General features: G+C 48.6%; 18 protein-coding genes. 12 read left to right on the forward strand and 6 right to left on the reverse strand.

What is annotated here, in order from left to right:
• Positions 1–14: 14 nt before the first annotated feature.
• The 5 genes from AC3WU2_RS23410 to AC3WU2_RS23430 are packed head-to-tail and all read right to left on the reverse strand — an operon-like array spanning position 15 to position 3461.
• Positions 15–806, reverse strand: coding sequence for an energy-coupling factor transporter transmembrane component T family protein (locus AC3WU2_RS23410; protein WP_492457408.1), 792 nt, complete (start codon positions 804–806; stop codon positions 15–17).
• Positions 785–1708, reverse strand: coding sequence for an energy-coupling factor transporter ATPase (locus AC3WU2_RS23415; RefSeq protein WP_492457409.1), 924 nt, complete (start codon positions 1706–1708; stop codon positions 785–787). The genes AC3WU2_RS23410 and AC3WU2_RS23415 overlap by 22 nt, the downstream gene beginning before the upstream one ends.
• Positions 1684–2529, reverse strand: a complete 846-nt coding sequence (locus AC3WU2_RS23420) for an ATP-binding cassette domain-containing protein (RefSeq protein ID WP_492457410.1) — start codon at positions 2527–2529, stop codon at positions 1684–1686. Before AC3WU2_RS23420 ends, AC3WU2_RS23415 begins: the two co-directional genes overlap by 25 nt.
• Positions 2522–3073 carry a Gx transporter family protein gene (locus AC3WU2_RS23425; protein WP_492457411.1) on the reverse strand — a complete coding sequence of 184 codons (552 nt, stop codon included), beginning with the start codon at positions 3071–3073 and terminating at the stop codon, positions 2522–2524. Before AC3WU2_RS23425 ends, AC3WU2_RS23420 begins: the two co-directional genes overlap by 8 nt.
• On the reverse strand, positions 3057–3461 hold the full coding sequence (locus tag AC3WU2_RS23430; protein ID WP_492457412.1) for a NusG domain II-containing protein: 405 nt from the start codon (positions 3459–3461) through the stop codon (positions 3057–3059). Before AC3WU2_RS23430 ends, AC3WU2_RS23425 begins: the two co-directional genes overlap by 17 nt.
• Before the next feature lie 131 nt (positions 3462–3592).
• Here AC3WU2_RS23430 and AC3WU2_RS23435 point away from each other — a divergent pair, with 131 nt between their 5' ends.
• From AC3WU2_RS23435 to AC3WU2_RS23455, 5 genes are all read left to right on the forward strand, one after another.
• Positions 3593–4654, forward strand: a complete 1062-nt coding sequence (locus tag AC3WU2_RS23435; RefSeq protein WP_492457413.1) for an FAD:protein FMN transferase — start codon at positions 3593–3595, stop codon at positions 4652–4654.
• Positions 4655–4738: 84 nt separating this feature from the next.
• On the forward strand, positions 4739–5020 hold the full coding sequence (locus tag AC3WU2_RS23440) for a hypothetical protein (RefSeq protein ID WP_018759545.1): 282 nt from the start codon (positions 4739–4741) through the stop codon (positions 5018–5020).
• 171 nt (positions 5021–5191) lie between these two features.
• Positions 5192–5695: a VanZ family protein gene (locus AC3WU2_RS23445; protein WP_492457414.1), complete on the forward strand. Its 504-nt coding sequence runs from the start codon at positions 5192–5194 to the stop codon at positions 5693–5695.
• Positions 5696–5787: 92 nt separating this feature from the next.
• Entirely contained in the window at positions 5788–7929 is a 2142-nt protein-coding gene (locus AC3WU2_RS23450) for a sensor histidine kinase (protein WP_492457415.1), read from the forward strand.
• Positions 7901–8596, forward strand: a complete 696-nt coding sequence (locus AC3WU2_RS23455; protein WP_492457416.1) for a response regulator transcription factor — start codon at positions 7901–7903, stop codon at positions 8594–8596. The genes AC3WU2_RS23450 and AC3WU2_RS23455 overlap by 29 nt, the downstream gene beginning before the upstream one ends.
• A gap of 465 nt (positions 8597–9061) precedes the next feature.
• Here AC3WU2_RS23455 and AC3WU2_RS23460 read toward each other — a convergent pair whose 3' ends face one another.
• Entirely contained in the window at positions 9062–11269 is a 2208-nt protein-coding gene (locus AC3WU2_RS23460) for a glycoside hydrolase family 30 protein (protein WP_492457417.1), read from the reverse strand.
• A gap of 845 nt (positions 11270–12114) precedes the next feature.
• On the opposite strand from AC3WU2_RS23460, the gene uxuA reads away from it, so the two are divergent.
• From uxuA to AC3WU2_RS23495, 7 genes are all read left to right on the forward strand, one after another.
• Positions 12115–13170, forward strand: a complete 1056-nt coding sequence (gene uxuA, locus AC3WU2_RS23465) for a mannonate dehydratase (RefSeq protein ID WP_492457418.1) — start codon at positions 12115–12117, stop codon at positions 13168–13170.
• 1 nt (position 13171) lies between these two features.
• Complete coding sequence (locus AC3WU2_RS23470; RefSeq protein WP_492457419.1) at positions 13172–14095, forward strand: sugar phosphate isomerase/epimerase family protein; 924 nt, start codon at positions 13172–13174, stop codon at positions 14093–14095.
• Positions 14096–14192: 97 nt separating this feature from the next.
• Positions 14193–15365 (forward strand): Gfo/Idh/MocA family protein, encoded by a 1173-nt coding sequence (locus AC3WU2_RS23475; RefSeq protein WP_492457420.1) that lies wholly within the window; start codon positions 14193–14195, stop codon positions 15363–15365.
• A gap of 70 nt (positions 15366–15435) precedes the next feature.
• Entirely contained in the window at positions 15436–16785 is a 1350-nt protein-coding gene (locus tag AC3WU2_RS23480; protein WP_492457421.1) for a glucuronate isomerase, read from the forward strand.
• Between the two features lie 4 nt (positions 16786–16789).
• Positions 16790–17893 (forward strand): Gfo/Idh/MocA family protein, encoded by a 1104-nt coding sequence (locus tag AC3WU2_RS23485; RefSeq protein WP_492457422.1) that lies wholly within the window; start codon positions 16790–16792, stop codon positions 17891–17893.
• Positions 17894–18026: 133 nt separating this feature from the next.
• A complete protein-coding gene (locus AC3WU2_RS23490) occupies positions 18027–18899 on the forward strand; it encodes a helix-turn-helix transcriptional regulator (RefSeq protein WP_492457423.1) in 873 nt (290 codons plus the stop codon).
• Positions 18900–18946: 47 nt separating this feature from the next.
• Positions 18947–19729, forward strand: coding sequence for an SDR family oxidoreductase (locus AC3WU2_RS23495; protein WP_492457424.1), 783 nt, complete (start codon positions 18947–18949; stop codon positions 19727–19729).
• The last annotated feature ends 291 nt before the right edge of the window (positions 19730–20020 follow it).

The raw sequence follows: 20020 nt of genomic DNA on the forward strand, positions 1-20020 counted from the left end.
ATAACTTCCTTCGATCATTGCCAAATGACAAATAAACCGATGAGAATAAAAATGAGTAAAAAATAGGTGTCTTGACGATGCCAAGTTAATCTGAAAAATTTGGAGCGGGGCTCTCCTAATTTGTATCCCCGAGCTTCCATTGAATTGACGAGCTCTTCCGCACGCCGAAAGGCACAGACAGTAACGGGAACGAGCAGTGCAATCATCGCTTTGGCTTTATCTTTCCAGGGGAGATCCTTCAGGTCTGCTCCCCGAGAAGCTTGTGCTTTGACAATCCGCTCGGTCTCCTCCAGGATGGTCGGAATGAAACGAAGCGCAATGCTGAGCATCAGTGCGATGGCTTGCGGTGAAATGCGAAATATTTTGAGCGGCTTCAGCATGTCCTCTAACGCTTGGGTCAGCATCGCCGGTGTTGTCGTAAATGTAAGCAGTGCAGTGAACGTGACGAGTAAGAACATCCGCCAGACAGTGAACACAGCGGTGACGATCCCTTCGGAATAGATCTGAATCGGTCCCCAAGAGAGTAACAAATGTCCACCCTTCTCAAGGAAGAGTTGGAATAGAAAGATAAATAGCATGAGATATCTAAGCGGCCGCACAGCCTTCCAGAACATTGTCAGTTTGATTCTTGTACTGAGCAGAATCAGCTGGGAGACGATCGTGACGGCGACGAAGTCAACAAGAGAATGGAGCAGGACAGTAATGACCGCAAAGATCAGCATGCAGGTCATTTTGGCACGCGGGTCAAGCTTATGAACCCATGAGCCTGTTGCGATGACGCGGCCTAGGATGAATCGTTGCTGCATGGAACACCTCCGCTATCGTCACGTTGCGATGTCTGGAATAGTAGATGGATTTGCTCTGCCACCCATGAGGGTGTGAATGTCGCCCTTGTGCCGTCTTGCCGCACATGGTGCGCTAACGGGTTATTCGTCATCTGCTCACAAGCCTGTATGATTCGGAACGGCTTGGGAATCGCCATTCGCCAAGCCGGCAGCTTCTCGGCATGTTCGTAGAGCGCCATGTTCGATCCTTCGAAGACGAGCTTGCCTTCATGCATGACGAGCAAGTGGTCCGTAAAAGGTAGAACCTCGTCCAGCCGATGCGTAACGACGATGATCGTCTTGTTCTGGGTCCTACATAAGGTGTGCAGCAAGGTCATAAATTCTTCACGGCTTCTTGGATCCAGCGTCGCTGTTGGTTCATCAAGCACAAGTACATCAGGGTTCATCGCGAGCACGGAAGCAATAGCTACCTTGCGCATCTGCCCTCCGCTCAGCTGAAACGGACTACGGGAGAGCAGGTCTGGACTTAATCCTACTTGCTCAAGTGCAGCGATGGCCAGTAGCTTGGCTTCGGCTTCTGTTGCACCGAAATTCATCGGACCATAGCAGAGATCATGCTCTACGGTGTCGGCGAAAAGCTGCTGCTCCGGGAACTGGAAGACAAGTCCGACGCGTTGCCGCAGACGCTTGACTTCGTGAATTTTTTCACCTGGAAGGATTAGAAAATCCAGCACCTGTACCTTGCCGTCTGTCGGACGCAGAATGGCGTTGAAATGCTGTAGCAGTGTTGATTTCCCTGATCCGGTCGGACCGATGATCCCAACGAATTGCCCATCATGAATATGAAAGTGTACATGATCGAGTGCCAGCTGTTCTGGAATGCCGCCGTAAGCGTGGCTTACTTCATTGAATACAATTGGCATAATTCCTCCAGTAGTCCATGTTCATCTGCATGATGGTGGACGGGTACATCGTATGACATATTCAATTGCTGTGTTAATCGAATATAGAATGATGGAATCAAGTTACATCGCCTCATAACATCAGGCTGCCGTGTGATGCTGGAAGGATGCGCATCTGCGATGATCTGCCCGTCAGCGAGTGCCAGTACCCGATCCGATGCCTCGATTTCGTCAGCATCATGGGTAATTGAAATGATCGTGTAGGAACCGCTCTGATGCATGTCACGGATGATCCGAATGACATCTTGCCTGGATTGTTCATCGAGCATGGAAGTCGCTTCGTCGAAAATAACAATGCGAGGTTCCATGGCAAGGATTGCGGCTAGCGCAGCACGCTGCTTCTGTCCACCTGAGAGTTCCGCTGGATGCTTTGATAATAGAGAGACAATATTGAGCTTTGCTGCATAGTGATTCACACGGCGCTCCATCTCGGCATGATCGAGCGATAGATTCTCTAGTCCGAAGACCATGTCTTCCATGACCGTGGTGCCTATGAACTGATTCTCTGGATTCTGGAACACATATCCGATCTGCTGCCGAATGTCATATAAGTTCTCATTGGTTAACGGCGTGCCTTCAATGGAGATTTGACCTTGCGTTGCACGTAATAGTCCATTGAACAATTTGACGAGGGTGGATTTGCCTGAACCGTTCGCACCAATAATCGATACCCATTCTCCTGGATGAATCGAGAGTGAAATATCATGCAGAATGGGCGTGTTGTTCTCAGCTCCTCTATAGGAGAAATGGACTCCTTCCATTAATATCATTGGGTTACTCATGTGCAGCCCACCCTTGGAATAATGTGAGCTTCGACAGTGCCGAGATCAAATATTTGACGGCAAGACCGATGAAGATCCCCGTCACAACCCCTGTGAGCAGCAGCGCCGGCAAATAGTAGAACATCTTCGATGTCTTGAAGATGATCATCGCCGCCGTAAGTTGACCAATATTATGACCTATTCCACCGACGATACTAATACTGATCAAGCTGAAGAAATCTCGCCCCAGACGCATCATGCCATACATGAGCACAAAGCTGACGATGGCGCCGAAGAAGCTGAACAGGAAGCTGGAGAAGGTTCCGAATATAAATGCGGTCAGAATCGTCTTCAGTACAATGAGCATCAGCGTGTCTTTGCCGTGCAAGAAATAGAGGCAAGTCAGCACCATAATATTCGCTAGGCCTAGCTTGGCACCTGGAACAGAGAAGGGCAAGGGAATCATGGATTCAATGATGCTTAAGACGACAGCGACGGCGGCGAAGATTGCAATCATCACCGTTTTTTTGAGCATGGCTGCGGAAGTATCAATTGACGACGGCATCGAGATCATCTCCTTGTTCCTTTGGATTTGTGTTCTCGATCTCGACTAATACCCGATGTGGGAGACAGACAATGGTCTGCGACGGATTCGTAATAAATCCGAAGGTGAGGCAGACTTTGTCTGGACAATCTGCATCGATCATTTCAATGCCGTGATCGTGAACCTTGAGCAAGTTGTAGTGGCCGTCTTCGGTCTGAACTTTAATTTCTTGTGGTTCAGCCGTAAGCTCGACAGTACGGTATATTTTTCCGTCTACTGTAATCGTGGCAATTTTGCTGTGCGATTCGTCACTTACTTCATTCGGAAATGCTCTTATGATGATGAAAATGATCGCACACAGTAGGACAATACCGATGAGCAAAATATCTCCACGTCTAAGCTTCATCATCGTGTAGTCCTCCTCATGTAAGTTAGTTGTGATTATATACTTAAAAATTGAATTAAACTATGCGTGATGAAATGGTAAGTTGGCATCATATGTGATATAATATTCGGCTATAATTTAAGGGAGGTAACATTATGCTTCGTTCCAAAGCTATCATCATGCTGCTCGTCCTCTGTATGTTGACTCTTGCCGGTTGTGGCGGAACCTCAACAACCAAGGATACGACAGAGAGTATAAACCCCAAATCACAGACCTACTTCGTATTTGATACGGTTGTAACCATTAAGGTATACGACAAAAAAGTAACAGATCAGAACTTTAAAGAGATTAAGGCCATGCTCGACGATATTGAGAACAAAATGAGTCGTACCATCAAGATAAGTGATATCTATCAGGTCAATGCCAATGCAGGCAAAAAAGCCATTAAAGTATCGGATGAGACATTTTATGTTGTGAAAACGGCTCAGAAATACTCAGAACTTTCCAAAGGTCGATTCGATGTCGCCATCGGAACCCTCGTCAGCCTATGGAACATTAATCATGAGGGCGCGCATGTCCCGCCGCAGAGCGAGATAGACGATGCCTTAAAGCACGTAGATTACAAGAATTTGATACTAGATGAGAAGAATAAGACGATCAAGCTAACGAAGGAAGGGATGGCGCTTGATCTAGGGGGCATTGCGAAGGGATATGCTGCGGATAGGATTGCTGACTATCTCGTAGAACGCAAGATGCCGAATGCGATCATCGATTTGAGCGGTAATATCTATGCCCTGGGCGTGAAGCCGGGTAATAATTTCTGGACGATCGGTATTCAAGATCCGAACGATAGCCGAGGCAACCAGATTGGAAGCATGCGTGTTCAGAATCAGACAGTCGTTACCTCAGGGATCTATGAGCGTTATTTTATCGAGAACGGCGTACAATACCATCATATCCTCGATACGAAGACAGGTTATCCGGTTGTTAATGATCTGAACAGCGTCTCCATCGTAACGGATCATTCGATTGATGCGGATGCCTTGTCCACCACCTTGTTCGCACTAGGCAAAGAAGAGGGTATGAAATTCGTAGAGAATATGGATAATACAGAAGCGATATTTATTACGAAGGATAAGAAAGTGTACATGACATCAGGGATGAATGACAAATTTCATATGACGAATAAAGATTATGTCATTGTAAATGGGAAATAGCTGTATTTGACACGTGACGCATTTTTCTTTATCATAGAGTATCGGTAAACTCGTTAAAAATTTCTTATTTAAAAAGGTGGTCCTATGGCGTACATTCCTAGAGTAATTGATTTCAAACTTTCCGATTATAACGAAAAAGAAGGCCTTTACCAATTTGTTGTTGAACTGCAGGATGGTATTAAATGCAGAATGTTCTACAATAGATACCCGGAATGGACGGTTAAAAACATCAGCCGCTTGCACACGACACCTTGCCCGATCTGCCGTAAGGATTACATTTGTAAATGTATGGGAAATGTCGTGGATCTAATTCATGCGCAAGTTCAAGAGCGCGAATTGATCTCCTCGGTGCTATCGCAAGCATAATTGCATAAGATACAAATGAACTTCACGAACATGTCAACGAACTTCCTTGGCATGTTTTTTTCTTGTTCTTAGGTTTCGGGGCCCCCGCAAAGTACTTGAACCACTCCGAAGACAAAGCACTACTTTGTGGGGTAATCTTATATAGACTTATTTATTGTAAAGGGGTGCAGCATGGTGCTACGCAATCGTAGATCTTTTATGGTTTGGCTTATTTTGACGGTGTTATGGATGGGGTTCATTTTCTACAAATCGGCCGAACCGTATCAGGAGCAGGACATTCGTCCGATGCTCGCGGAATGGATTCCGCAATCGGTCGTGGATCAATGGATGCCGCATATCGAATTTACATATGACGGTGGGCTTGTGACGTGGAAAGAGCCATATGACTTCATCGAATTTATTATTCGAAAAGGGGGTCATATCGCGGAGTATGCCCTGCTTACTTTGCTATGGATCAAGACATTACGAGCCACCAAGCGTTTTCGAAGCTTCGCGATTCCACTTGGAGCGGTGCTTTCTGTGCTCTATGCGGCTTCCGATGAATGGCATCAAACTTTTGTCGTAGGGCGGACAGGGCATGCGATTGACGTCGGGATGGACTCGGTCGGCGTGCTGCTTGTCGCATGTGGATATGGGGTTGTGCTGCTCTTACGCAGATGGAAGAGAGCAAGCTAATCTCAGGCCCCGTCAGATCATGCAGGATTTTATCAAGAAATGGTGAATTATGTAATGAATTGTTCACGACTTGATATGAAGGATCTGATGGAATGCGATCGTTACGAAGTTGGTTCATGATATGGATATTTGTGTTTGGCTTATGGGGTGGGGGGACCGTGCTTGCTGCGGATTCGTCATCGGCAGCCATTGAAGATACTGCACCTACAGCGAAAAATGGTGTGCTCGACGCGCAGAATTGGAGTCACGCCAGGGACCGTGTACTGCCTTTGAACGGAGAATGGTTATTCTATTGGCAGTCGTTGATTGATCCGCAGCGATTTAAAGAGATGGCAGGACTGCCTAAGCCAGTGTTGGCGCAAGTGCCAGATACCTGGACCAATTATTCGCTCAGAAGTCAGGCGTTATCCAACCAAGGTTATGCCACCTACTGGCTCGTTGTACAGTTGCCGCCTGCTGAGGTCGGACGGATGAAGTCGATCTATGTACACGGCGTTGCTACGGCGTACAAGCTGTGGGTGAATGGCGAGCTTGTATTGGAGAACGGGACGGTTGGTCCGAATGCCGAGGCATCGGTGCCAAGAAATTATGCGAAGATGGCTTCTTTTCAACCGGATCAATCCGAACTTGAGGTTGTCATCCAGGTATCGAGCTTCGTGCAGCGGAAGGCGGGGATCTGGGAGCGTATTGAGCTTGGCGATCCTGAAGTGATCACGAGCAAGCGTGAGGCAAGCATCGCGTATGAGGTGTTCCTATCTGGTACGCTGCTGGTGTTCGGTTTGTACCACATCTTTTTTTATTTACAGCGCAGCAAGAACAAGTCTCCTCTATACTTTGGGTTGACTTGTATCGTTATCGGTTTGCGTGCACTTCTATTGGGGCAGTCGCTGCTCATATCTTTCTTTCCAGAACTGCCGTGGGAAATGGCGGTAAAGCTTGAATATTTGACGGCTTATAGTGGTGTGATTTTCTTTACTTGTTATATACAGAATCAATTTAAGAAGTACCTGAATCGGTGGGCTGCATCCATCGTCATCGGGATTCATCTAGTGCTTAGCTTAATCGTCATTTTCACGCCGGCACTCCTATTTACGCAGACTCTACCTCTGTATCTGATGGTCTTTGTCGCAGTCACCGTATATTGGTTGTATTTAAGCGGGATGGCTGTTGGACACGGTATTCAGGGAGCGAAGCTGCATCTCGCCACGATTCTCATCATCATACCGTGTGTGATTAGCGAGCTGCTCTATTATAAGACGATGTTCGGGTTCGCAGACGTATTGTCATTGGGGATGTTTCTAGGGCTTATTTTGCAGGGGATCCTGCTAGCGCATCAATTTTCTTCATCCTTCGAACAGTCCGAGCGGCTCTCGCAGGAACTTGGTGAATGGAACCAGACGCTGGCGACCAATATTCGGCGTAGAACGCTTGAACTGGAACAATCCAATGCCGAGCTGACGCATGCTAACAAGTCTCTTAGTCAATTGGAGCAGTCGAGAAGACATCTGTTATCGAATATTTCGCATGAGCTCGGAACCCCGCTGACGTCGATCCAAGGCTATGTTAAAGCAATGATGGACGGGGTTGTGCCGCCCGGCGAGCCGAAATATATGAAAATTATTTTTGAGAAAACGTTATATCTGGATCGGCTCATCGCAGATTTGTTCGAGTTATCGAAGCTTGAAGCGGGACAGATTACATTCGATCGCAGAGAAACGCAGATTACTCCTTTCCTACGGAAATTGTACGATAAATATAAATTTGATCTGGTGGAGTATGACTATACATTTGAAGTTCAGGGGGATCATGCGGAGCAGGAGAAGGCCGCAGCCCTCTTCGATCCTGTTCGAATCGAACAAGTTGTCTCGAACTTGCTGTACAATGCAAAGTATCATACGGACCCTGGAGGGAAAATTCAAATCCTTGTCCAGGTGGATACGATGGAATTTACGGTTCATATTATCGATACCGGCAGAGGCATGGCGGAAGAGGAGATTCCTCATTTGTTTGATCGTTTCTATCGGGGGAGTGCCAGTAAGCGATCGGGTCAGAAGGGTGCAGGCCTGGGGTTATCTATTTGCAAAGAGATTGTCGCTTATCACGAGGGTACGATCCAGATGTGCAGTATGCTAGGCGAAGGCAGCGACGTGTATTTTACAATTCCATTGCTCCAGGAAGAGCAGATGAGGTTGGAGGGGAAGGCAGATGGCAGAGCAGACGATTTTAGTCATTGAAGATGATCAAGAAATTGGAGAACTGATGGGGTTATACCTGGAGCGGGAAGGCTATCACGTCATTCATTCGATGAGCGGGGAGCAAGGGCTGGAATTGGTAACTTCGGAGAAGCCGGATCTGATCCTGCTCGATATCTTACTGCCAGGGATGAGTGGAATGGATGTATGCAATCAGGTGCGTCTGATATCAGACGTTCCTATCATTTTCGTCAGTTGCAAGCGAGATAATGAGGACATAGTGAACGGGCTCGATTTGGGCGGCAATGATTATTTGACGAAGCCGTTCAATCCGACGGTAATGGTCGCGCGGGTCAAGTCGAACTTGCGCCGGTCCGCGATGAAGCGTCAGGTCGAAGAGAAGGCGAGTCTATGGCGTCACGGACATCTGGAGATCGATATGCGCACCGTAGAGGTGCGGGTGAATGGAAGCAGCGTGTCGTTATTCGTGAAGGAACGTCAGCTGCTCATGTATCTCTTACAGAATCCGAACCGTGTCTACAGCGTCTCTCATTTGTTCGATACGATCTGGGGGCAAGGCAATGACAGTGATGAGCGGACTGTAATGGTTCATATGAGCAATTTGCGCAGGAAAATAGAGCTTGATCCTAGCAATCCGAAGATGCTTCAGACGGTAAGGGGATATGGGTATAAGTTCAATATGGAGTAAGGCCGTCTGTTAAGGGCAGCGTGGTTGACCATATCTTGGGGGGGCGATTATGCACAAGAGTGTGGGAGGGGATCTCCTTCCAGCCGGCTCTTGTCCGCCCATTGCTAAGATGATGAGATAGGATGGATGCAATGGGCTACCAAATGCCGGACGTAGACTCTTACAGGAGATTCCCCTCCTCACCTTAATGTGCTAATCGATGAGCAAGATATCGTCAAACTGAGGGCCGTCCTTAAAGGACGGCCTGTTGTGTGGGTGGGGCAGGGGGAGGAAGAACATATTAGCGGATTAATAATTCGTTTTCCATAATACATGAAGCGTTGCTTCCCTAGAAACAGCGGCTGAATCTCATCTCTTCTAACAAACGCTAATTTTAAGAAAGACTGAGGAGCAGGAATGAATATTTATATATTAGAGAATCATCTGACCCAGCAGCAACGTTTAGAACGAATGATTTCTTAGAAGTTATTTTCTTAAGAAATCTCCATGCCATTGGATGCCATCAAAGGTACCACCATTTCCATCTAGCTTTAAGGTTATTGTTCCGTTATAGGCACCTATATCCTCATAATCATGATGTCTAGTACCGTTAATCCAGAAGTCAACATAAACACGCATACTTGAAATGGGTTTATTGTAATCCAATTGCGTAATTTCTATTTTTTTATCTCCAGGTAGATCACCTGAGTTGGTTAGTAAATCACCAAGCCACTGGGTACCATCATAATGTGCACCTTCAGTGAATAAAGAAAGTTCCTTTGTATTATCCCAAACACCAGTGGATTCATAATCATAATGTTTCGATCCATTGATATAATATTCAACAGCAACCTTTACGTCTTGAATAGGTCTACTTTCATTGTTTAATATTACAATTTTATTCTCTGCATTCGTTACAGCTGTTCCACTGGATAATTGTATAATTGATCCTTGAGAGAAATTGCTCTTATCCCCCGTGGTTCTGACTTTTATGGTATGGTTCCCTAAAGGTAGATTGCTTGGGCTATAAAGATAAGTATTATCTTTAGTAGAGCTGCTATAAAGGTTAACATAGGTTTCTGCACCACCATCTACGGATATGGCGGCTATACCTGAATTTGGACTCTTCATACCGTTTAATTCAATGCTAGTACCAAAGAATGATAATTGTGCATAGCTATCCTTTGCTCCGTTTAAGAAATCGCCTGTATAGTTAAAATTATTAAGCGTTTGTATTGTTCCTTTTGGAGTAAAATTGGTGTCAGGTATGACGAAAGTAGTTACTGAATTTGCTGGTAAATCAGCATTCAAAGACTTATCGTTTATCGTGAGGTCAGATTTTTCAGCTATATTTTCAGTGGCAGAGGTTCTATATACTTTAGCTGAAGGTGATAAGGAATCAAAACGTGTTAAATCATAAGTGTTTGAAATATCACTAGACGTATTATTCATCGCCACGATGACTAGATTCTTAGAATCTTTATCATAGGCAGCAATAGAATTATCATCACCAATATCTATTAATTTATAGCCAGGCTTAATAAATTTTGAGAACTGACCATAGGTATAGTATTGTTTCGTAAAATTGTATTGATAGGTGTTGTCTAAATAGTGTGCTTGTAAGAATCCCCAGGCGTCGCCTCTTTGTTCACTATTTTCCACGGGTTGCCAATATACCCAAGCTTGTGGTTTCATTTCCCTTAAATCTTTCATCATGGTACCCGTTAACGTTAAGCCATTAGAGATTGCATTTAAGTCCGTACTTGATCCAGTTCCATATTCGCTCATCCAAAGCCTCTTTTTATCATTTTTCGCCAATTCTCTTACGCCTATTCTGTCACTACCACTGTAAGCGTGAACATTTAGTTGGGAAATTGCATTTTTAGCATTCGCATCATACTGATAATAGTGATTGTCTAGATTATCCATACTCCAAGAGTCATTGGCAGTAATTTGCAGACCAGGCTGAGTAGCATCAATTCTTGACTTTAATTCATTTAGAATATCTTTTTGAACCCAGGGTTCAACGATCATTCCCTCCTGAGGTCTCCCTTGCATCCAAAAGCCATCCGGTTCATTCAATGGTTCTATTGTTCTAAAATTTACTCCCATTGTGTCTTTAAAATGTTTAGTCACTTCTAACAAATAATTGACGAAATCGGTTTTGTAAGAGGTGTTGAAGTTTGGTAGTGAAAGCGTATTACCTGCACTACAGCCTGATAGGGTCATCCAATAAGGAGCGCTATTTGCAAAGGCTTCAAAGATCGTTACCCCTCTTTCTTTTGCAAGCCGTAGCATTTCTTGTTCTCCGGCATCGCCATTCCAGTTCCAAACCCCTGGAGATGGTTGATAGCCTTCCATTTCTGCATTAACAAAGCTGCCAGAATTCATGTGATCATGCGTGGGATTATCGCCACCTCCGATGTTAAATCGAAGGACATTGATTCCAAGACCATTTTCACTAAATAGCAAGTCAGCAACTTCATTTCTTTTTGCCTCAGGCCATTTTCCAATGGTATTTCCCCACCAAGCAAGGTTAGCGCCCCAGCCTTCTAAAGTTTGATATTGCATATTGGGGTCAACTCTTACGGTTGTGGAGGCAAGAACTTTTTGGGGTGAACCAACATGGCTTAATAAAGAAACCAAAAGGGTACTTGAAAGAAGAAGGGATAAGGAACGTTTTGTTTTTTTCATATTATTCACTCCATTCTTTTTTATTGATTATTCAAAGTTGGTTTAAAGATACTCACATTGTATATGGATACATAACTAAAAATAACTTCACTTTTAGCACATAAATGAAGGGGATGGTAATTATGCGGGTGAACTTTCGCTACTTTGATGAACTGTAGCAACTTTTAACCACTTATATGCACGGAGGCTAATGTGATCGCGGTTGAGATTATGGGCCGGTCATGGATGTCATCTGCGGTACCTTTCATCGTGAGCCTACAATGAAGCCCGGGCTGCTGTACGACATGAACGACGATTAATTGATCGTGGATACCAGTGGTATGATCGGGAGCACGGCCGAATCGCTAGTCGCGCTTTTTTGCTATGTTGGATTGCTGCAGGATAGGAGAGCTAAATAGGAGCGAAATCATGCCTATACTGGATATTTGTAGGATAGAGTGGTATCCATCCGTCTTTTCGGCTCTTTTCCTTTATTAGTGCATATCATAACGACTCGTGGTTTCTGGTTTCCGTAACTGGCGTGAATGCGCTACTGTGTGATGGATGATGCCTGTGATGATCTGAAAAGAATAAATGTTTGGAGGAAGGAGTAATCTGCCATTGGCGGATTGCTCTTTTTTGCTTGTGGGGAATGCGTGGAAATTGAATGCGCCATATGTACGTATTGCGCTTCCTTGTTGACCGAAACGTTGAACTTTGCCAGTTTATTTGACTGTGGTTAAGATCATAGGAAAAAGCGTCAAAGCGTTAAATTTCGTGTGCTACAATGGGGCTGAATTAACCGGAATCAAACGAAAACGTACACGAAGCGATATACAAAGATGGGTTAGAAAGAGGGGTTGTCCATGGAAATGACGTTTCGTTGGTTCGGAGGCAACGATCCTGTGAAATTGGCGCAGATTCGGCAAATTCCGGGCGTCTGCGGCATCGTATCGGCTGTGTACGATGTTCCTGTCGGTGAAGTGTGGCCGCATGAGGCGATCGCTGCATTGATATCCGAAATCGAGTCGCACGGCATGAAGCTTGCGGTCGTTGAGAGCGTTCCTCTTCATGAAGATATTAAGCTTGGGAAGCCAAATCGCGACCAATGGATTGAAAATTACAGTCAAACGATTCGGCGATTAGGCGAGGCGGGCGTACCGGTTGTTTGCTACAATTTTATGCCAGTGTTCGACTGGACGCGTTCCGATCTGGCCTTTACGCTCCCGGATGGCTCAACGACGCTCACGTTCGAAGACGAAAAGATACAACGCATGAATCCGGCGCAAGGCGATTTGTCGCTGCCTGGCTGGGATGCCAGCTATACGAAGGAGGAAATGCAGCATTTGCTGGGGCAGTACCGAAGTATGAGCGAAGACGAATTGTGGGCCAATCTGGCCTATTTTCTGGAGCGGGTCATTCCCGTAGCCGAAGAGGCCGGTGTGAAAATGGCGATCCATCCCGACGATCCACCGTGGCCAATATTCGGGTTGCCGCGCATTGTCGGCAATATGCGGCAGCTGCGTAGGCTTGTGGATCATATCGATAGTCCCGCGAACGGCATCACGTTCTGCTCTGGTTCGCTTGGCGCCGATCCCAATAATGATCTGATCGAGATCATCCGTTATTTCGGGGACCGGGGGAGGATACATTTTGCCCATACGCGCAATATCCTTCGTACCGGCGCTCGTTCCTTCCAGGAATCGTCGCACCGTTCGACGGACGGCTCTATCGATATGGTGCGCGTGCTGGAGGCGCTGTGGGATACCGGATTCGATGGGCCGCTGCGCCCCGATCACGGCAGGATGATCTGGGGAGAGCAAGGACGCCCTGGTTACGGCTTGTACGACCGCGCTTTGGGGGCCGCGTATTTGAACGGCATCTGGGAGACGGTCGAGAAGATAAAGCGAGGAGGCCATTAATATGAAATTATCCGTATTTACTGTCGCAACGCCTGATTTAACGCCGGAGGAACTTGCCAGAGCCGCATCGACGGCAGGAATTCAAGGATTGGAATGGCGCTGTAAGGAGCAGCCGCAAGATGCCCAACTTCAAGCCTCCCCTTCATTCTGGGGCAATAATCTGAGCACCATCGATCCCCGCGCTACCGACGAGCAGATCTCCGTATTTAGCAGCGCTGCTAACCGTTACGGGCTGCAATCGATCGCACTAACGCCGTACCTCACATGCGGCGATTTGGATGGAACGGAGGCGGTGTTCAAGCTTGCTGTGCAGCTTGGCGCGTCGATGGTCCGCGTTGGCGTCCCTTTCTATAACGGTACACGGAATTACAACGAGATGTTTCAAGACGCGGTCAATTATTTGAAGGCGGTTGAGGGACTTGCTGGTGAGTATGGCATTAAGGCACTTGTTGAGACGCATCATTTTACGATTGCGCCAAGCGCAAGTGCAGCCTACCGGCTCGTACAAGGACTTAACCCCGATAAGGTCGGTGTACTGTACGATCCAGGCAATATGGTGCACGAGGGCTTCGAGAATTACCGGATGGGCATGGAGTTGCTGGGTCCATATCTAGCTCATGTCCATGTCAAAAACGCGGGCTGGAGGCCCGTTGCGAAGGATGCCAGCGGCGTAGAGCATCCGAATTTTCCGCAAGCGGAGCAAGGCGGCCAGGAAGCAGAGCCATTGAATCCGATTGCTTGGTCGGGTTCCTGGAGGCCGATCGCATCAGGCATGGTACCGTGGAAGCGGGTATTAGCTGATCTGAAGGCCGTTGGTTACGACGGCTGGCTCGGGGTTGAAGACTTCAGCGAAGCGTACGATACGAAAACGATGTTAAGCTTATATGCCCAGCAAATGAGGACTTGGTGGGAAGAGCTTGAGTGAGCTGCAGCCGAAATAGAAATGAAATGCAGATATAAACGAAACGACAATGCTAATGATACGAGGTCGGTTCAGCCATAATCGAGGGGGAGAAGACGATATGAGTAACGTTCGAATTGGAATTGTCGGCATCGGCAACATGGGAGCGGGCCATGCTAATCATTTAAAGTCAGGCACGATCAAAGGTGCGGTATTAGCGGCGATTAGCGATGGTGATGCTGAGAAACGCGCTTGGGCGGCGGAAACTTATTCGGGGGTAGCTGTATATGCGGATTCAGAGGCGATGCTGGCATCCGGCAATGTGGATGCCGTCATCGTAGCAACGCCGCATTACGACCATCCGGTGGAGGCGCAGCGTGCTCTGGCCCAAGGGATGCATGTCTTGATCGAGAAGCCGGCAGGTGTCTATACGAAGCAGGTGCGGGAGATGAATGAAGCCGCGGCGGCAAGCGGCCGTGTGTTCAGTATCGTGTATAACCAGCGGATGAATCCGCTGTACCGGAAGCTGCGCGAACTGATTGCAGACGGCGAGCTTGGCGAAATCCGTCGCACGAACTGGATCATCACGAACTGGTATCGATCGCAAAGCTATTACGACTCCGGTTCATGGCGTGCTACCTGGGGCGGCGAAGGCGGCGGGGTTCTTATCAATCAATGTCCGCACCAGCTTGATCTATGGCAATGGACGACAGGATTAATGCCGGTACGGATTCGCGCTTTCTGCCACTTCGGCAAACACCGTGACATTGAAGTCGAAGACGACGTCACCGCTTATGTGGAATACGCGAACGGCGGAACGGGTGTATTCATCACGACGACGGGCGAAGCGCCAGGGACGAACCGATTCGAAGTGACTGGCGACCGAGGCAAAATCGTCATCGAAGATGGAAGACTGACGTTCTGGCGGCTGCGCGAGTCGGAACGTGACTTTAATGCTCGCAACCGCGAGACTTTCGGCTCACCGGAGCATTGGAAATGCGAAGTACCTATTCATGACACGAGCTCAGAGCACGCGGGCATTGTGCAAAATTTCGTCGACGCCATCCGAAACGGCACGGCGCTTATCGCTCCGGGCGAGGAAGGCATTCACGGCCTGACCATCTCTAACGCGATGCATTTGTCGACATGGCTTGACGACTGGGTTGAGCTTCCGTTGAATGAAGACTTATATGAATCAGAGCTGCGCAAACGAATCGAATCGTCAAGGTATCGCAAGCCGGAAGCTGCAGTATCGTGCAGCACAGGGCCGGTTGATTTGAAAGACACGTTCTAGAATCGGGCTGAATTGAGACTTCGAGCATAGCACGTTCCCTGAGGAACGTGCACAAAGGGGGGAACGCTGGATGGAACGACATGCTGCAAGCGATGCTAATCCCGCGAATGTTAACTTATTGCGCCAACCGGCTGCGTCGATCGAATCGTTAGCCGAGTTGGAGCAGACGGTGCGGCATATCGTCTTGGAAACGCCGGTTTATGATATCCATACCCACTTGTATTCCGCTGATTTTGAGGAGCGGCTGTTGTGGGGCATCGATCAGCTGCTTGTTTATCATTATTTGACGGCGGAGTATTTCCGCCAGGGCGAATTGTCGTACGACGAATTTTGGGCAATGGACGATGCAGGCAGAGCGGATCGGGTCTGGAAGGCCTTATTCGTCGATCACATGCCTGTAAGCGAAGCGGCGTCCGGTGTCATTACCGCGCTAAGTCGACTCGGCTTATCGCCATCCGTCTACGGTCGCGACCTGGACGCTTACCGCGCTGCCTGGGCGGAAAAGACGGCTGCTTCACAAGTAGATGATGTGCTCGCTACAGCCAAAGTGAAAACAGTCGTTATGACGAACGACCCTTTTGACGCAGTTGAGCGAGCTGTATGGCTGAAGGGCGGATGCACGGATGCGCGCTTCCAGGCGGCGCTGCGCATCGACAAGTTGCTGCTCGATTGGACGTCGGCGGCAACTGAGCTGCGAAGTCTCGGCTACGCAGTCGCTGCGGACGATCCTTCGGCGCTGTCTCAAGAGGCGACGCTTGCCGAGGTTCGGCGCTTTCTGCGCGACTGGTGCGGACGTATCGGTGCCTTGTATATTATGGCGTCGCTGCCGGGCGACGTACAGTATCCTGCACAGGGTGAAGCGCTAACGATGCTGCTCGATGGCGCGGTCGTGCCGGTCTGCCGCGAGCTTGGTCTACCGCTGGCGCTGATGGTCGGCGTTCGCCGACAAGTGAATCCAGCGCTGCGCCTTGCCGGTGACATGAGTATGCAGGCCGACCTCGGCCTGCTGGAACGGCTGTGCTTGCGCTACCCGGAGCTGCAGCTGCTTGTGACGGTGCTTGCACGGGAGAACCAGCATGAATTAGCCGTCCTGGCGCGGAAATTCAGCAACTTGACGATCTTCGGTTGCTGGTGGTTCCTGCATACGGAATCGATGATCCGCGAGATTACGGCATTCCGCACAGAGCTGCTCGGCACAAGCTACATCCCGCAGCATTCTGATTGTCGCGTGTTGGAGCAGCTCGTTAATAAATGGGACCATTCGCGTTCCGTAATCACTGGCGTGTTGTACAACAAATATGCCCGGCTGCATCAAGACCGCTGGCTGGTGAGCGAAAACGACATTCGTCGCGATATCGAGCATTATTTCGGCGGCGTGTTTCAGCAAGTGTTAAGCCGTGCCAAGAAGGGGAGGGGCTAATGGGATGACAGAAACGATAGGAACGCCTCGTTTTCAGAACAAAGACGGCATGACTTACGCCCCGACGTCCGCAAAGCCGGAACCGGTATGCGGCCCTGGTGAATTTGTATTCGCCGCGGCAGCGCTCGATCATGGCCATATCTATGGCCAGTGCAATGGGCTGATCGAAGCGGGCGGGACGCTCAAATGGGTGTACGATCCTGATCCGCTGAAGGTGGCTGCGTTTTGCCGCACGTATCCGCAGGTTCAGGCGGCGTCTTCGCTCGACGTTATTTTGCACGACGAAGAGGTTCGGCTCGTCGCAGCGGCGGCGATTCCTTCCGAACGGTGCGCACTCGGGCTGATGGTCATGGACCACGGCAAAGATTATTTTACCGACAAGACGCCGTTTACGACGCTGGAGCAGATTGCGTCGGCACGTGCCAAGGCGCTCGAGACGGGCTGCAAATATATGGTCTATTATAGTGAGCGGCTCCACTCGGAGAGCTCTATTTATGCGGGGCAACTCATTCAAGACGGTGCAATCGGTAGAGTGCTACAGGTGATCGGCACGGGCCCGCATCGGTTGAACGCCGCTTCGCGTCCGGATTGGTTCTTTCGAAAAGAGCAATACGGAGGAATTCTTTGCGATATTGGCAGCCATCAGGTAGAGCAATTTTTGTATTTTGCCGGATGTAAGGATGCTCACGTAGCACACAGCAAGGTGGCGAACTACAATAACCCGGATTATCCCGAGCTGGAGGATTACGGTGATGCAACGTTGATCGGCGACAACGGGGCGACGAACTATTTTCGCGTCGATTGGTTTACGCCAAATGGTCTTGGCACTTGGGGAGACGGCAGAGCGATCGTACTCGGCACGGACGGCTATATCGAGCTGCGCAAATATATCGATGTAGCGCGCGATCCGCGAGGGGATCACGTGTACATGGCGAACCATGAAGGAGAACATCATTTTGCCGTGGCCGGTCAGGTAGGCTTTCCCTTTTTCGGGGAGCTTATTCTCGATTGTCTGAACCGAACCGAGAACGCGATGACGCAGGAACATGCGTTCAAGGCGGCAGAACTGTGCATCCAAGCGCAGAATATCGCGGTTGTGATCAAGTAGAATTCATGAACGGCATTATGGCACCATGAGCGTGATCGTTCTCTAACCGAAAAGGCTGTCGTGTGGTAGAATCATTACAACAACGTGAACTACTTGCAAACCGACGCCTAGCGCGCTTCTGGAGGTTGATTCTGTGTCGCAAAACATGCAATTGCAGGAGCCGATCGAGCTCATGTACCGCAATTCGCTGCCGATTGACGGAGTTTTTCACTCTCATGCTTTTTACGAAGTGTATTATTTTCATACCGGGGAATGCACGTATCTGATTGGGGACAAGATCATGACGCTTGCCTCTGGCGACCTTATCTTAATGCATGGCATGACGCTCCATTGTCCGAATCCTGTGCCTCATGTCCCTTATGTGCGAACGATCATCCATTTTGACCCGTCGTATTTAACGACTGTTCTTCAGCCAAATAAGGCAGCGGAACTACTGCGGCCGTTTGAGGAACTGAGCAACATCCGCTTACATTTGAACGAGCGGGATCAAGAGGAATTCGACCGACTACTCACTGGGATGAACGACTTGTACAGGCATCGGAGAGATCCGGTTATTCATGCGGCCTATGATCGTTTTTCGCTGCGATTCATGGAATTGATGCACTTTGTCGGTGGATTATGCAGTAAGCATGTGTACGAACGTGAGCATCGCTCAGAGAAAGAACGATACGTCCAACGCGTGATTTCGTTTCTTGAGGATCATTATGCGGAAGAGATTACACTCGAGGCGATCGCCTCATCGCTCCATTTGTCGAAACCGTATTTGTCCAATTTGTTCAAGGAAGTGACAGGCACAACGGTGTTTAAATATTTGTACAATCGCCGCATCAATCAGGCGAAAATCTGGTTACGACTGAAGCCAAGCTACTCGGTATCGGATATCAGCCGAATGGTCGGTTTCCGCCATCTGGCACACTTCAGCCGATTGTTCAAGGCAGTTGCCGGGTGCAGCCCGGAGGCATACCGCAAAGGCATATTGCAGGCGTCGTCGTCGCATCGCAAGTAAACCTTAAGGTCGAGAAGATGAGCCATGTAAAGGAGGAGTTCGTTCCAATGCCATTACAAGCACCATCACCATTATTTGATTTGTCTGGACGGACGGCGGTCGTGATTGGAGCAGGCAGTACCTTGGGCCGCGTGATGGCTGAAGCGTTAGTCGCCCACGGGGCTCATGTGGCGCTGGTGGTTCGCAATCCGGACAAAGCTGTCACAGATCTTCAGCCGCTGCTTGATACGGGGAAAGCTAGGATGTTCAAAGCGGATGCGGTCAGTAAGCCGGAATTACAGCAGGCGTTGCAAGAAATAGTCCTGTGGACGGGTCGCGTCGATATATTGCTGAATACGGCAGGAGTGAACAGTGCAACACCGTTCTTCGAGATTACCGAAGAAGAATGGGACCGGATTATGGATGTCAACGCCAAGAGCGTGATGTTGACCTGTCAGGTATTCGGTAAGGCGATGATCGATGGAGGAATGGGGGGCAGCATCATCAACATCAGCTCCGTTTCATCCGGACCGCCGTTGTCGCGCGTATTTTCTTATTCGGCATCCAAGTCAGCGTTGAACAGCATGACGCAATACCTTGCTCGAGAGTTCGCTCCTAACAAGATACGGGTCAATGCGATCGTACCGGGGTTTTTCCCTGCGGAGCAGAATCGTTCGATTCTGTCCCCCGAGCGCGTCGCATCCATCATGAGCCATACGCCAATGAACCGTTTTGGCGATCCGAAAGAACTGCAAGGCGCCGTCGTATGGCTTGCCTCTGAAGCGGCATCCAGCTTTGTTACAGGGACGTTGATCCGAGTCGACGGGGGATTTGGTGCGGTAACGATATAATGTAGGGTTTGACAAAAATAGAGAAGCGTGGCTGAGGGAATCAGCCACGCTTTTTTTACTGCAATAGCATAGTGAGCGAGTGCGATGCTAATTTATTTACACGTACAGACTGGCGTGCGGACCTACGATCCGCTATGCCATGGATTGTTCGTGATATACGGCTTTCCGAGGACCATGAATCCGTTATTTAGGTGATTCACGCCAGAACAAACAATGTTTATGACAAATAACGGATTCACGGTCCGTGAAAGTAGATTTGCACATCAAAAACGGGTGAATAACGGATTGAGT

The organism is Paenibacillus sp. EB106-05-06-XG162 (assembly GCF_058791655.1).

Excerpts from the sequence above, each read along its gene's own strand:
- AC3WU2_RS23480 (WP_492457421.1), top strand. The coding sequence starts at position 15,436 with ATGGAACGACATGCTGCAAGCGATGCTAATCCCGCGAATGTTAACTTA.
- AC3WU2_RS23420 (WP_492457410.1), bottom strand. The coding sequence starts at position 2,529 with ATGAGTAACCCAATGATATTAATGGAAGGAGTCCATTTCTCCTATAGA.
- AC3WU2_RS23435 (WP_492457413.1), top strand. The coding sequence starts at position 3,593 with ATGCTTCGTTCCAAAGCTATCATCATGCTGCTCGTCCTCTGTATGTTG.
- AC3WU2_RS23445 (WP_492457414.1), top strand. The coding sequence starts at position 5,192 with ATGGTGCTACGCAATCGTAGATCTTTTATGGTTTGGCTTATTTTGACG.
- AC3WU2_RS23495 (WP_492457424.1), top strand. The coding sequence starts at position 18,947 with ATGCCATTACAAGCACCATCACCATTATTTGATTTGTCTGGACGGACG.
- AC3WU2_RS23440 (WP_018759545.1), top strand. The coding sequence starts at position 4,739 with ATGGCGTACATTCCTAGAGTAATTGATTTCAAACTTTCCGATTATAAC.
- AC3WU2_RS23455 (WP_492457416.1), top strand. The coding sequence starts at position 7,901 with ATGGCAGAGCAGACGATTTTAGTCATTGAAGATGATCAAGAAATTGGA.
- AC3WU2_RS23415 (WP_492457409.1), bottom strand. The coding sequence starts at position 1,708 with ATGCCAATTGTATTCAATGAAGTAAGCCACGCTTACGGCGGCATTCCA.
- AC3WU2_RS23475 (WP_492457420.1), top strand. The coding sequence starts at position 14,193 with ATGAGTAACGTTCGAATTGGAATTGTCGGCATCGGCAACATGGGAGCG.
- AC3WU2_RS23410 (WP_492457408.1), bottom strand. The coding sequence starts at position 806 with ATGCAGCAACGATTCATCCTAGGCCGCGTCATCGCAACAGGCTCATGG.
- AC3WU2_RS23470 (WP_492457419.1), top strand. The coding sequence starts at position 13,172 with ATGAAATTATCCGTATTTACTGTCGCAACGCCTGATTTAACGCCGGAG.
- AC3WU2_RS23425 (WP_492457411.1), bottom strand. The coding sequence starts at position 3,073 with ATGCCGTCGTCAATTGATACTTCCGCAGCCATGCTCAAAAAAACGGTG.
- AC3WU2_RS23460 (WP_492457417.1), bottom strand. The coding sequence starts at position 11,269 with ATGAAAAAAACAAAACGTTCCTTATCCCTTCTTCTTTCAAGTACCCTT.
- AC3WU2_RS23450 (WP_492457415.1), top strand. The coding sequence starts at position 5,788 with ATGCGATCGTTACGAAGTTGGTTCATGATATGGATATTTGTGTTTGGC.
- uxuA (WP_492457418.1), top strand. The coding sequence starts at position 12,115 with ATGGAAATGACGTTTCGTTGGTTCGGAGGCAACGATCCTGTGAAATTG.
- AC3WU2_RS23485 (WP_492457422.1), top strand. The coding sequence starts at position 16,790 with ATGACAGAAACGATAGGAACGCCTCGTTTTCAGAACAAAGACGGCATG.
- AC3WU2_RS23430 (WP_492457412.1), bottom strand. The coding sequence starts at position 3,461 with ATGATGAAGCTTAGACGTGGAGATATTTTGCTCATCGGTATTGTCCTA.